The sequence below is a fragment of the Streptomyces albiflavescens genome (genome assembly GCF_014645835.1).
GTDB lineage: Bacteria > Actinomycetota > Actinomycetes > Streptomycetales > Streptomycetaceae > Streptomyces > Streptomyces albiflavescens.
This window is the reverse complement of record NZ_BMMM01000007.1, coordinates 123138-136488: the sequence shown is the minus strand read 5'-3', so window position 1 is coordinate 136488 and position 13351 is coordinate 123138. Positions and strand designations below refer to the sequence as shown.

The following is a 13351-nucleotide window of genomic DNA, read 5'->3' as shown; positions in this document are numbered from 1 at the left end:
TGCCGTGCCCGTTGGGTCGGGGGTGCCGTGCCCGCACATCCGGTCGTCGCCTCGACCCGAGCGATGAGTTTCGGGCGCGGCCTCGGTCTACCTCATGAGTGAAGACGAGCTCTGAGGAGATGCGGAATGACCGGCGAGACTTTCGACCTCGGGCCGCAGGCCCTGATCGTGGCGCGCCTCGCGCAGGGTGTGACGGAGGAGCGGCTCGACGGCGTGACCCCCTGCCCGGAGTACGCGGTGCACAACCTGCTGGGGCATCTGGCCGGGCTGGCGGTCGCCTTCCGCGACGCCGGGCGCAAGGACCTGGGCCCTACGACGAACACCAGCCCGGACACAGTCGTGCCCGACATCGAGCCCGGCTGGCGCGAGGCTCTGCCGAAGGCGCTCGACGAGCTGGCCGAGGCCTGGCGCGACCCGGCCGCCTGGACCGGTGAGACCCGGGCGGGCGGGGTGCCCCTGCCGGGTGCGGTGGCGGCCGCCGTCGCCGCCGACGAGCTGGTGGTGCACGGGTGGGATCTCGCCCGGGCCACCGGCCAGGCGTACGAGCCCGATGCCGCCGCCCTGCAGGCGTCGTACGCACTCCTCGCCGCCGCGGCCGCGGATCCGAGCAGCGACGGGGGCCTCTTCGGGCCCGTGGTGCCCGTGCCGGACGACGCGCCACTGCTCGACCGCGTGATCGGGGTCAGCGGCCGCGACCCGGGCTGGAAGCCGTAGCGGGCGGGCGTAGGCGTACGACGTAAAAGGGGGCGCCTGCCGGGGCGCCGTTTCGTACGCTCCCCGCATGTCTCTCGGCCTCACCGTCCTCGGCACCGCCTCCCCACACCCGCAGCCCGGCCGCCCCTGTTCCGGCTATCTGCTGAGCGGCGGGGGCGCCGAGGTGTGGGTCGACGCCGGACCCGGGAGCTTCGCCGAATTGCAGAGGCATACGGATCCGGCACGGCTGGACGCCATCTGGATCTCGCATCTGCATGCGGATCACTGCGCGGATCTGGTCTCCGCCCTGTACGGGTACGCGTACGGGGGGCTCACTCCGTCCGCGCCCCTACCGGTCTACGGGCCGCCCGAGCTCGGGCATCGGCTCGCGGGGTTCTTCGGGCAGTCGGATCCCGGGTTCCTGGGTGGGGTCTTCAACTTCCGGACCTTGTACGACGGGCACGACACGCGCGTGGGTGAACTGCGGCTGCGTACGCGTGCCGTCGTGCACGACACCGAGACGTACGGGCTGCGGGCCGAATGCGAGGGGAGCGTTCTCGCGTACTCGGGGGACAGCGGGCCGTGCTCCGCGCTCGCCGAACTCGCCGTCGGCGCGGACCTCTTCCTCTGCGAGGCCGACATCGACCGGCATCGCGGAAGCGAACGCCAGGTGCACCTCACACCCGAGGATGCCGGTGCGATCGCCGAGCGGGCGGGTGCGGGGGAGTTGCTCGTGACGCACGTAGGGCCGACGCTCACGCCGGAGTCGGCGACCGAGCGCGCCGCGGCCGTCTTCGGCGGCCGGACCGCCACGGCTCGTGAGGGTGACAGCAGGGCTCTTTGAGGATCGGGCCCACCCGCCGGGCACTCCAACTTCTTTTGTCAGAGGCGTTGACGAAACACTGTCGCGCTCCTACCTTCAACGCGTCGTACTTCGTACGTCATATATGAGACGCGATATGCGAGATCAGATGCGGTCGATGGATCCGATGGGATGGATCCGAGGATCCGGCGGCATCTGGTCCATGCGATCCGATACGTGAGATCCGAGAGGCGCGCATGACCTCTGTGCCCACCCCGATTCCGTCCCGCACGCAGTTCGTGCTGGAGGGGATCAAACACCGCATCCTCACCGGGCAGTTGACCCCGGGTCAGGCCCTGGTCGAGACCGAACTCGCGGCGCAGTTCGGGGTGTCGAAGACACCCGTGCGCGAGGCGCTCAAGACCCTGGCCGGTACCGGACTCGTCGTGATGAACCAGTACAAGGGCGTCACGGTGCGCATGGTGGACGCGGACATGGCGCGCGAGGTGTACGACGTGCGGCTGCTGCTCGAACCGGAGGCGCTGCGCCGGGCCGTGCGGCGCGGAGCCACGCTCGATGCCGCTCGGGACGCGCTGACCCGTGCCGACAATGCCACCGACACCGCCGAACGCTCGCTCGCCAACCGGGAGTTCCACCGCGCCCTGTATGTGCCCTGCGGCAACCCGCTGCTCGGCCGGATGCTCGACGAGGTGCGGGACCAGGCCGCCCTGGTGTCCGCGGTCGCCTGGGCCGCCGACCCGTCCTGGGAGCGTGAGGCGGGCGAACACCGGGAGATTCTGCGGCTCGCCCTCGACGGTGACGCCGACGGTGCGGCGGGCGCGCTGCACGCCCATATCGCGTCGTTCGTGCAACGGGCCTTCCCCCAGGGCCAGGAAGAGGATGGACAGGAATGACAGCGACGTACGAGACCCAGCGGGCGGCGCTCGCGGAGGTCGTGGCGATCCCCGTGACACCGTTCGCGGAAGACGGGTCGATCGATCGCGACATCCATCGGGCCCTGTTGCGTCGGCTGCTCGACGGCGGAGTGAGGACCCTCACGCCGAACGGCAATACCGGTGAGTTCTACGCTCTGACGCCTGAGGAGCGGCAGCTCGTCACCGAGTTGACCATCGAGGAGACCGGGGACCGGGCGGTCGTTCTTGTCGGTGTCGGGCACGACGTGCCGACCGCCGTCGCCTCGGCGCGGCACGCGCGGGAGCTCGGTGCGCAGATGGTGATGGTCCATCAGCCCGTGCATCCGTATGTGTCGGAGGGCGGTTGGGTCGACTACCACCGCGCCATCGCCGCGGCCGTGCCCGAGCTGGGGGTCGTTCCGTACATCCGCAATCCGCTGCTCGCGGGGGAGCGGCTCGCCGAACTGGCCGATGAATGCCCGAACGTCATCGGGGTGAAGTACGCCGTTCCGGACGCCGCGCGCTTCGCCGCCTTCGCGCGGGACGCCGGACTCGAACGGTTCGTGTGGGTGGCCGGGCTCGCGGAGCCGTACGCGCCCTCGTACTTCTCGGCGGGTGCCACCGGGTTCACCTCCGGCCTGGTGAACGTCGCCCCCTCCGTTTCGCTGAACATGATCGAAGCGCTTCGATCCGGGGACTATCCGGGGGCGATGAAGGTGTGGGAGCAGATCCGCCGGTTCGAGGAACTGCGCGCGGCCAACGGCTCCGCCAACAACGTGACCGTGGTCAAGGAAGCCCTGGCCTCGCTCGGGCTGTGCCGCCGGGAGGTCCGCCCGCCGAGCAAGCCGCTGCCCGAGTCCGAGCGCGCGGAAGTTGCCGCCATCGCCGCGGGGTGGTCCATATGAAGCGCCCGGAGGAGCTGAGAAGCCACCAGTGGTACGGGACCGACGGGCTGCGCTCCTTCAGTCACCGGGCGCGGACGCGGCAGCTCGGCTATCTGCCCGAGGAGCACCTGGGCAAGCCGGTCATCGCGATCCTCAACACGTGGAGCGACATCAACCCGTGCCATGTGCATCTGCGCGACCGTGCGCAGGCCGTGAAGCGGGGGGTGTGGCAGGCCGGGGGCTTCCCGCTGGAATTCCCGGTGTCCACGCTGAGCGAGACCTTCCAGAAGCCGACCCCGATGCTCTATCGCAACCTGCTCGCGATGGAGACCGAGGAGTTGCTGCGGTCCTATCCGGTCGATGGGGCGGTGCTGATGGGCGGGTGCGACAAGTCCACGCCCGCGCTGCTCATGGGGGCCGCCTCCGTCGATCTGCCGGCCGTCTTCGTGCCCGCCGGGCCGATGCTTCCGGGGCATTGGCGCAACGAGGTCCTCGGCTCGGGCACCGACATGTGGAAGTACTGGGACGACAAGCGAGCCGGGCTCGTCGGGGACTGCGAGATGGCCGAGCTGGAGAGCGGGCTGGCCCGTTCTCCGGGGCACTGCATGACCATGGGTACGGCGTCCACGCTCACCGCGGCCGCCGAGGCGCTCGGTGTCACCGTGCCCGGTGCATCGAGCATTCCCGCCGTCGACTCCGGTCATGACCGGATGGCCGCGGCGGCGGGGCTCAGGATCGTCGAACTCGTCCGCAAGGACCGGAAGCTGTCCGACATCCTCACCGCGGAGGCCTTCGAGGACGCGGTGACGACCGTCCTCGGCCTCGGTGGCTCCACCAACGCCGTGATCCATCTGATCGCCATGGCCGGGCGGGCGGGTGTCACCCTCACGCTCGACGACTTCGACCGGATCGCGCGGACCGTGCCGGTGCTCGCCAACGTCCGGCCCGGCGGCCGGACGTACCTCATGGAGGACTTCCACTTCGCAGGCGGCCTGCCGGGGTTCCTGTCGCGGATCACCGATCTGCTGCACCTGGACCGGCCGACGGCGTCGTACGACAGCATGCGGGAGCAGCTCGACGGCGCGCTCGTCCACAACGACGACGTCATCCGTACCCGGCAGAACCCGGTGGCGGCCGAGGGCGGTGTCGCCGTGCTGCGCGGCAACCTGTGTCCGGACGGCGCGGTCATCAAGCACATCGCCGCCGAGCCGCAGCTGCTCAAGCACACCGGTCCCGCCGTCGTCTTCGACGACTACAAGACCATGCAGCGGACCATCAACGACCCGTCCCTCGGTATCACCGCGGACAGTGTGCTCGTGCTGCGGGGCTCCGGGCCCAAGGGCGGGCCCGGCATGCCCGAGTACGGGATGCTGCCCATCCCCGACCATCTGCTGAAGCAGGGCGTACGGGACATGGTGCGGATCTCCGACGCCCGGATGAGCGGCACGAGTTACGGCGCGTGCGTGCTGCACGTGGCGCCCGAGTCGTACGTCGGCGGGCCGCTCGCGCTGGTCAGGACCGGGGACACGATCACCCTCGACGTCGAGGCGAGGTCGCTCCAACTCAACGTGGAAGACAAGGAGTTGGAGCGCAGGAGGGCGGAGTGGACGCCGCCGCCCGAGCGGTACGAGCGTGGCTACGGGGCGCTGTACAACGAGCAGATCACCCAGGCGGACACCGGCTGCGACTTCGCGTTCCTGGCCCGGCCGGGCACGGTGCAGGACCCCTACGCCGGGTGAGAGCGGCTCGCGAGAACCGCTCTCTTCCGGTCGATATCCCGAACCACATCTGCGAAGCGCTACAACCATGTGCATGTAGCAAGCGCTTCCTGTGCGACAGACAGCAAGCGTTCCACGGCACCCGTAAGAACGGAGAACAGTCATGGCCCAAGCCGCAGCCGTGGCGAAACAGCCCGCGCCACCCCGGCGGCGCCGTGGCTCGGCGACGCCGCGCAAACTGCCCTATCTGCTGATCGCCCCGGCGGGCCTGCTGATGCTGGGCTTCATCGCCTACCCGGTCATCAGCGTCTTCTACTACAGCCTGCAGAACTACAACCCGACCAAGCCGTGGCGCAACGGCTACGCGGGCTTCGACAACTTCGTGCACGCCTTCACCGACGATCCGCAGTTCTGGGACACGCTGACCTTCAGCGCCAAGTGGGTCTTCGTCGAGGTCGGACTGCAGCTGCTGTTCGGGCTGGCGCTGGCGCTGATCGTCAACCAGACCTTCGTGGGGCGGGCGGTCGGCCGCGCGCTGGTCTTCTCCCCGTGGGCCGTCTCAGGTGTGCTGACGTCCGCGATCTGGGTGCTGCTCTACAACTCCCAGACGGGGGTCACGCGTTACCTCGCCGACGTGGGCATCGGGCAGTACGGCACCAGCTGGCTGTCCGACACCTCCACCGTCTTCCCGGCCGCCGTGGTCGCCGACCTGTGGCGTGGTGTCCCCTTCTTCGCGATCCTGATCCTCGCCGATCTCCAGTCCGTCTCCAAGGACCTGTACGAGGCAGCCGAGGTCGACGGCGCGAGTCGCTTCCGGCAGTTCCTGCACATCACCCTGCCGCACCTGAAGGACGCCATCGTCCTGTCCACGCTGCTGCGCGCGGTGTGGGAGTTCAACAACGTCGACCTGCTCTACACGTTGACGGGCGGTGGTCCCGCGGGCGAGACGACGACCCTCCCGCTCTACATCGCCAACACCAGCGTCGACGCGCACAACTTCGGCTACGCGTCGGCCCTGACCACGGTCGCGTTCGTGATTCTGCTCTTCTGCTCGATCGTCTACCTGCGACTGAGCAAGTTCGGAGGTGGGGACAAGTGATCACCGAGGATGCCATGATCAGCGCTCCCGAGGCGCCCGCCCCGGTGGCCGACGAGCCCCGGCAGCGCCCGCGGAGCAGCCGGCGCGCCTGGGACGAGGTCCCGCGCCGGCAGATCTACCTCCCCCTCTCGATCTACCTCCTCTTCACCCTGATCCCCTTCTACTGGATCCTGCTCTTCGCGCTGCGCCCGGCAGGATCGACCTCGCTCGTCCCGTGGCCCATGACCTTCGAGCACTTCGACAAGGTGTGGACCGAGCGCAGCTTCGGGACCTACTTCCAGAACAGCGTGCTCATCGCCGTCGCCACCCTGGTGATGACGACCGTCGTCGCGCTCGCCGGCGGCTACGCCCTCGCCCGCTTCGACTTCAGGATCAAGCGCGGCTTCATGCTGGCGCTGCTCTGCTCCCAGTTCGTGCCGGGCGCGCTGCTCCTGGTCCCGCTCTTCCAGATCTTCGCCAAGCTCCAGATGATCAACTCGCTGGGCAGTGTCATCATCGCCGAGACGGTCTTCCAGCTGCCGCTGTCGATGATCCTCATCAGCGGGTTCATCAGGAACGTCCCGTACACCCTGGAAGAGGCTGCCTGGGTCGACGGCTGCAATCGCTTCAGCTCGTTCCGGATCGTCGTACTCCCGCTGCTGCGGCCGGGGTTGATCGCCGTCGGCTCCTTCGCCTTCGTGCACGCCTGGAACCACTTCCTGTTCGCCCTGATGTTCCTCAGCGACCAGAGCAAGCAGACCATCCCCGTCGGCCTCAACACCCTGATGAGCTCCGACAGCGTCGATCTGGGCGCGCTCGCGGCGGGCGGCATCATCGCCGCCGTCCCGGTCGTCATCGTCTTCGCGTTCATCCAGAAGTGGCTGATCACCGGCTTCAGCGCGGGGGCGGTGAAGGGATGAGAGGCCTTCGAGGGACGAGAAGCACTCTTCAAGCGGCGGCCCGGGTCGGCCTCTTGGGGGCAGCGCTCAATACCCCGGCGGGCGCCGAGACGCGTGACATCGGCCGCGACACCCTGGCCGCCGACGAAGGCTGGACGCCCCCACCGCACGGGACGATCGACAGTGCCCGGCAGGCCGGCCGCGACGTGGCGCGCGGTACCGGTGCGGGGAGGGTGCGATGAGCACGCGGAACTTCGCCTTCCCGGTGCCCGTCGTCCTCGCGGGCGCGCGCGGTCACGGTCGCTGGCATCTGGACAACATCCGCCGCCTCCAGGACAAGGGGCTCGTACGGCTCGCGGGAATCTGCGAGCTGGCACCGCTCACCGAAGAGGAGCTGGACGGGCTCGGCTCGCCGGAGCAGTCCGCCGACTTCGGCGCACTCCTCGACTCCGCCCGCCCCGCGATCGCCGTGATCTGCACGCCCATCCCCACCCACACCGACCTCGCGCTGATCGCCACCGACAGGGACGTACACCTGCTCCTGGAGAAGCCGCCCGCGCCCTCCTACGAGGAGTTCCGCAGGATGGCGGACGGGGTCGCCGCGGCCGGAGTCGTCTGCCAGATCGGTTTCCAGTCGCTCGGCTCGCACGCCGTGCCCGCGATCCGGAAGCTGATCGCCCAGGGCGCGCTCGGCACGGTGACCGGGATCGGCGGGGCGGGGGCCTGGGCGCGCGACGAGGCGTACTACCGGCGTGCGCCGTGGGCGGGCAAGCGCCGTCTGCACGGTATGGACGTGATCGACGGGGTGCTGACGAACCCCCTCGCCCACGCGGTCGCCACGGCCCTCGCGCTGGACGGTTCCACCCGCGCCGAGGACGTCACAGCGATCGAGACCGAGCTGCTGCGCGCCAACGACATCGAGTCGGACGACACCTCGTGCGTGCGCATCGCCACCGCGACGGGCCGTGTCACCGTCGCCGCGACGCTCTGCGCCGAGCGGCCCGGCGAGCCGTACGTCCTCGTGCACGGCACCGGCGGACGGATCACCTTCTGGTACAAGCAGGACCGCGCGCTGGTGCAGCGGTCCGGGCGCGGCCCGGAGGAGATCGAGTACGGCCGGACGGACCTGCTGGAGAACCTGGTCGCGCATCTGACGGACGGCACCGAGCTGCTGGTCACGCCCGAGTCGACGGGCGCCTTCATGAAGGTCGTCGAAGCGATTCGGCAGGCGCCCGACCCGGTCGCGCTGCCCGAGGAGGCCTGGGAGCTGCTTCCCGGCGAGAACCGCCGGGTGGTACGCGGCATCGACGGACTCGTCGCGGCGGCCGCCGACACCCTCGCCCTCTACTCCGAGCTCGGCGCCCCCTGGACCGCCTTGAACGAGGTGAGCACCCGATGAACAACGAGTCACTCGTCCTGCGCATCGCGGGCCGGCCGGTCGCCCGGTACATCACCCGGCCCGAAGTGCCGCCCCGGCTCTCGCCGCGTCCGTATCTGCACCCCGTCACCACCCTGGCCGGCACGGCCGTCACCGAGCTCAGCCCCGCCGACCACGCGCACCACCTCGGCGTCGGTGTCGCCGTTCCCGACGTCGAGGGGCACAACTTCTGGGGCGGGCGCACCTATGTGCGTGACCAGGGGCCCACCGAGCTGGACAACCATGGCGCTCAGCGGCACGCCGCCTTCCAGCTGCGTGACCCCGACGGCTTCGTGGAGGAGTTGCGCTGGGTGGCCGCGGGAGCCGAGCTGCTGCGCGAGCGCCGTACGGTCGGGGCGACCGAACTCACCGAATCCGCCTGGGCGTTGGACTTCACCTTCTCGCTCACGAACACGACCGGTCAGGAACTGTCGATCGGCAGTCCCGCCACCAACGGCCGGCCCGGCGCGGCCTACGGCGGCTTCTTCTGGCGCGCCCGCAAGGAGGCCGAGGCGCCGCGCGTCCTCACCGCAGCCACCGAGGGCGAGCAGGCGGTGCACGGCGCCCGCGCCGACTGGATCGCCCTCGTGGGCGCCACCTGGACGCTCGTGTTCGCCGGAGCCACCGAAGCCACGCGGCACGACCCGTGGTTCGTGCGCACCGCCGAGTACCCGGGCGTGGGCTCGTCCCTCGCGCACGACGCGCGGCTGCCGATCCCGGCCGGGGAGACGGTCGTACGCAGGGTCGTCACCGTCGTCGCGGACGGCGCCCTCGACCGGACCGAGGCCGCGGCCCTCGTACGGAAGGCGGTGAGCCCGTGAACAGCGCGTTCAGCGCCGACCTCGGCGACGGCACCTACCGCAACCCGGTCCTCGACGCCGACTGGTCCGACCCCGACCTTCTCCGGGTCGGTGACGACTGCTACCTCACCGCCTCCAGCTTCGGCCGCGCCCCGGGTCTGCCGCTGCTGCACTCCCGCGACCTGGTCAACTGGACGCTCGTCGGACACGCCCTCCCACGTCTGGAGCCCGCGGAAGAGTTCAGGAAGCCCCGGCACGACTGCGGGGTCTGGGCCCCCTCCCTGCGTCACCACGACGACCGCTTCTGGATCTTCTGGGGCGACCCCGACCACGGCATCTTCCAGGTCAACGCCCCCGAGATCCGCGGCCCCTGGAGCCGGCCGCACCTCGTCAAGGAGGGCAAGGGGCTCATCGACGCCTGCCCGCTGTGGGACGAGGAGACCGGCGAGGCGTATCTCGTGCACGCCTGGGCCAAGTCCCGCGCGGGCGTGAAGAACCGGCTCACCGGGCACCGAATGCGCCCCGACGCCACCGGACTGCTCGACGAGGGCAAGGCGATCGTCGACGCCGACAGGATCCCGGGCTGGTTCACCCTCGAAGGCCCCAAGGTCTACCGGCACGACGGCTGGTTCTGGATCTTCGCGCCCGCCGGGGGAGTGGGGACGGGCTGGCAGGGCGCGTTCCGCTCGCGCGGATTCTTCGGGCCGTACGAGGAACGGATCGTCCTGGAGCAGGGCGACACCGAGGTCAATGGCCCGCATCAGGGCGGCTGGGTGCGCACGGCGAGCGGCGAGGACTGGTTCGCGCACTTCCAGCAGCGTGGCCCCTACGGGCGGGTCGTCCACCTCCAGCCGATGCGCTGGGGCACGGACGGCTGGCCGGTCCTGGGGAACGAGGGCACCCCCGTCGCCGTACACAAGAAGCCGGATCTGCCGTCGCAGCCGCCGTGCGCGCCTGCCACCGACGACGACTTCCCCGGCGGCCGGCTGGGGCGCCAGTGGCAGTGGACGGCCAATCCGCAGGACGGCTGGGCCACCCAGCACTCCGGGGACGGGCTGCGGCTGAGCTGCGTACGGACGGTCGACGCGCACGATCTGCGCAAGCTGCCGAGCGTGCTCACCCAGCGACTGCCCGGCGCCGCCGCCACCGTCGAGGTGGAGCTGCGGCTCGACAGCGAGGAGCCGGGGGCACGGGCCGGGCTCGCCGTGCTCGGGGACGCGTTCAGCTGGATCGGGCTCCAGCGGGAGGCGGACGGATCGGTGCTGCTCGTGCACCGGTTCGCCGAGTCGGTGGCCGAGCGGGAGCGGGACGCCGCGTATGCGCGGACGGCGCCCGAGGGGCGGGCCCGGCTGTGGATCGAGATCGGCGCGGGAGCGCGCTGCCGCTTCTCCTACGACGTCGGCGGCGGCCGGCAGCGCTCCGGTCAGGTCTTCGCCGCCACCCCCTGGCGCTGGGTCGGCGCCCTGCTCGGGCTCTTCGCGCTCGCGCCCGTCGGCGGAGGACACGCCGGCGCGGCCTCGTTCACGCAGTTCCGCATCACCGCTTCAGAGACCCCCTGAGGGTCAGTTCCCGCCATCCGCACGCCTGTGGGGAGCCGCAATGACGCACCTCCGTAGCAAGCGCTTACCGAGCCTGGGCCTCGGCCGGACCCGGCGTCCGCCGTGCCCGCGCCGGTGCGCACGATCTCGGGCCCGCGAAGCGGACCGGCACCGTGCTGAGCGTGCCCGCCGACCACCCGACCGTTCGGGCCTGCGCAACCACCTGAACGGCAACGACGACTGGGCTCCTGTGCCGGTCACCGACCCCCACCGCTTCACCATCCGTTGGATCCAGAAGAAGAGAGCCGAGCAATGAAGATCAGCATCCGTAGAAGCAGGCGCGCCGCCATGGCCGTCGCCCTGGGCTCCGCGCTCGCGCTCACCGCCACCGCCTGCGGCGACGACGGCAGCGGCTCGGCCGGGGACAAGGGCAACGAGGGCTCCGGCAAGGGCGAGATCACCTTCTGGGACAACAACGGCGGTGTCCGCACCGACATCTGGAAGCAGATCATCGCCGACTTCGAGAAGAAGTACCCGGACATCAAGGTCAACTACGTCGGAGTCCCCGCGGCGAGCGCCCAGTCCAAGTACGACACCGCCATCCAGGGCGGTGGCCTGCCCGACGTCGGCGGCGTGGGTACCGCCATGCTCGCCGAGATCGGGGTCCAGGGCGCGCTGGAGCCACTGGACAGCCGGCTCGAGAAGAGCTCGCTGAACGGCAAACTGAGCCAGAACCTGCTCGACGTCAGCAAGGCCGCGGGCGGCGGCGACAAGCTGTACCAGGTGCCGACCTCCGCCAACAACGGCACGCTGTGGTACCGCACCGACCTGTTCAAGAGCGCGGGTCTGGACGCACCGACCACCTGGTCGAAGTTCTACGAGGCCGCCGACAAGCTCACCGACAAGGGCAAGAACAAGTTCGGCTTCACCATCCGGGGCGGCGAAGGGTCCATCGCCCCGGCCCTGGACGCGGTGTACGGCCAGACCGGCATCACCTCGTTCTGGAACGGCGACAAGACCACCGTCAACGACCCGAAGAACGTGTCAGCGCTCGAGAAGTACATCGCCCTGTACAAGAAGGACACCCCGTCCGCCGACCTCAACAACGACTTCACCAAGATGGTCGCCCAGTGGGACAGCGGCACCATCGGCATGCTGAGCCACAACCTCGGCTCCTACCAGGACCACGTGAAGGCGCTGGGCGCGGGCAAGTTCAAGGGCATCCCCAACCCGACCCTGGACGACGGCACCCGTGTGCAGATCTCCAACCCGGTCGACGGGCTGAGCCTGTTCAAGTCCAGCAAGAACAAGTCGGCCGCCTGGAAGTTCATCGAGTTCGCCGTCTCGGCCGAGGAGAACTCCACGTTCAACGAGTCCGCCGGGCAGGTCCCGGCGAACACCGATGCCGCCAAGGACGCCTGGATTCAGCAGGCGGAGCCCACCAAGCTGGCGGCGGAGGCGCTGAACGGCGCTGACACGAAGATCGTGCAGCTGCCGTACTACCTGCCCGACTGGAACACCATCTCCAAGGCCGACAACGAGCCGAACTTCCAGAAGCTGCTGCTCGGGAAGATGTCGGCGAAGGCGTTCCTGGACACGCTGGCGGACCAGTTGAACAAGGCGCAGGCCGACTGGAAGCAGAACCACTGAGAGCTCGGGTGGTTCCCTCGACCTGTGGCTGCGGGGCCGTCGTGGCTGGTCGCGCAGCTCCCCGCGCCCCGATTCGGGGCGCGGGTCCCACCTCCTGTTGAAAGGCACACCCGCGTGTCCCTCACCCGCAGACAGGTCACCTCGGCGGCACTCGCCGCCTTACCCCTCGCCGCCGCGTCGGCACCCGCCTTCGCGGCGACGTCCCCCAGCAGGCACCGCACCCTCTACATCGCCGGTGATTCCACCGCCGCCCAGAAGTACGCCGACGCCGCCCCGGAGACCGGTTGGGGCATGGCGCTCCCGTTCTTCCTCGGCAAGGACGTCCCGGTCGCCAACCACGCGGTGAACGGCCGTAGTTCGAAGAGCTTCATCGACGAGGGGCGCCTCGACGCCATCCTCGAAGTGATCGCCCCCGGCGACTTCCTGATCGTCCAGTTCGGCCACAACGACGAGAAGAGCGCCGACCCCACTCGCTACACCGAGCCCTGGACGACGTACCAGGACTGTCTGCGGCAGTACGTCGACGGGGCGCGGGCCCGTGGTGCGCGGCCGGTGCTCGCCACCTCCGTCGAGCGCAGGAAGTTCGACGCGGACGGCAACGCCGTGCCGACCCACGGCGACTATCCGGCAGCGATGCGCGCCCTCGCCGAGGACGAGCATGTCGCGCTGCTCGACATCCAGGCCCTGTCGCTCGCCCTGTGGCAGAGGCTCGGCGTCGAGGAGACGAAGAAGTACTTCAACTGGACGGCGACCGAGCAGGACGACACGCACTTCAATCCGCCCGGCGCGATCGCCGTGGCCCGTCTCGTCGCGGCCGAGCTGCTGCGTCACCGGGTGCTCGCGGCCCGGGACGTGCGCCGGCTCGACGAGGAGATCCCCGAGTCCTGGATCACCTGGCCGACCGCCTGACGGTTCGACCGCCCGACCCTCCTGACCCGATGGAAAGAGAGAGCCGCAC

At 70.0% G+C, this 13351-nt stretch carries 12 protein-coding genes; all 12 read left to right on the top strand.

Annotation, left to right across the window (positions count from 1 at the left end):
- Positions 1 to 126: 126 nt before the first annotated feature.
- A complete protein-coding gene (locus IEY95_RS20420; protein ID WP_189187505.1) occupies positions 127 to 714 on the top strand; it encodes a TIGR03086 family metal-binding protein in 588 nt (195 codons plus the stop codon).
- A 67-nt stretch (positions 715 to 781) separates the two neighbouring features.
- Complete coding sequence (locus tag IEY95_RS20415) at positions 782 to 1537, top strand: MBL fold metallo-hydrolase (RefSeq protein ID WP_189187504.1); 756 nt, start codon at positions 782 to 784, stop codon at positions 1535 to 1537.
- A 215-nt stretch (positions 1538 to 1752) separates the two neighbouring features.
- The gene (locus tag IEY95_RS20410) at positions 1753 to 2409 is read left to right on the top strand and encodes a GntR family transcriptional regulator (protein ID WP_189187503.1); all 657 of its coding nucleotides are present in this window, start codon (positions 1753 to 1755) and stop codon (positions 2407 to 2409) included.
- The gene (locus tag IEY95_RS20405) at positions 2406 to 3314 is read left to right on the top strand and encodes a dihydrodipicolinate synthase family protein (protein WP_189187502.1); all 909 of its coding nucleotides are present in this window, start codon (positions 2406 to 2408) and stop codon (positions 3312 to 3314) included. Before IEY95_RS20410 ends, IEY95_RS20405 begins: the two co-directional genes overlap by 4 nt.
- Entirely contained in the window at positions 3311 to 5032 is a 1722-nt protein-coding gene (gene araD / locus IEY95_RS20400) for an L-arabinonate dehydratase (RefSeq protein WP_189187501.1), read from the top strand. Before IEY95_RS20405 ends, araD begins: the two co-directional genes overlap by 4 nt.
- A 142-nt stretch (positions 5033 to 5174) precedes the next feature.
- Positions 5175 to 6110: a carbohydrate ABC transporter permease gene (locus IEY95_RS20395; protein WP_189187500.1), complete on the top strand. Its 936-nt coding sequence runs from the start codon at positions 5175 to 5177 to the stop codon at positions 6108 to 6110.
- A gap of 14 nt (positions 6111 to 6124) precedes the next feature.
- Positions 6125 to 7009, top strand: coding sequence for a carbohydrate ABC transporter permease (locus tag IEY95_RS20390; protein WP_373294505.1), 885 nt, complete (start codon positions 6125 to 6127; stop codon positions 7007 to 7009).
- A 217-nt stretch (positions 7010 to 7226) separates the two neighbouring features.
- Positions 7227 to 8387, top strand: a complete 1161-nt coding sequence (locus tag IEY95_RS20385) for a Gfo/Idh/MocA family protein (protein ID WP_189187498.1) — start codon at positions 7227 to 7229, stop codon at positions 8385 to 8387.
- Positions 8384 to 9226 carry a DUF6807 domain-containing protein gene (locus IEY95_RS20380; RefSeq protein WP_189187497.1) on the top strand — a complete coding sequence of 281 codons (843 nt, stop codon included), beginning with the start codon at positions 8384 to 8386 and terminating at the stop codon, positions 9224 to 9226. Before IEY95_RS20385 ends, IEY95_RS20380 begins: the two co-directional genes overlap by 4 nt.
- Positions 9223 to 10764 (top strand): glycoside hydrolase family 43 protein, encoded by a 1542-nt coding sequence (locus IEY95_RS20375; protein ID WP_189187496.1) that lies wholly within the window; start codon positions 9223 to 9225, stop codon positions 10762 to 10764. Before IEY95_RS20380 ends, IEY95_RS20375 begins: the two co-directional genes overlap by 4 nt.
- A gap of 291 nt (positions 10765 to 11055) precedes the next feature.
- Positions 11056 to 12393: an ABC transporter substrate-binding protein gene (locus tag IEY95_RS20370; RefSeq protein WP_189187495.1), complete on the top strand. Its 1338-nt coding sequence runs from the start codon at positions 11056 to 11058 to the stop codon at positions 12391 to 12393.
- A 114-nt stretch (positions 12394 to 12507) separates the two neighbouring features.
- Positions 12508 to 13302: a rhamnogalacturonan acetylesterase gene (locus IEY95_RS20365; protein ID WP_189187494.1), complete on the top strand. Its 795-nt coding sequence runs from the start codon at positions 12508 to 12510 to the stop codon at positions 13300 to 13302.
- Positions 13303 to 13351: the final 49 nt, after the last annotated feature.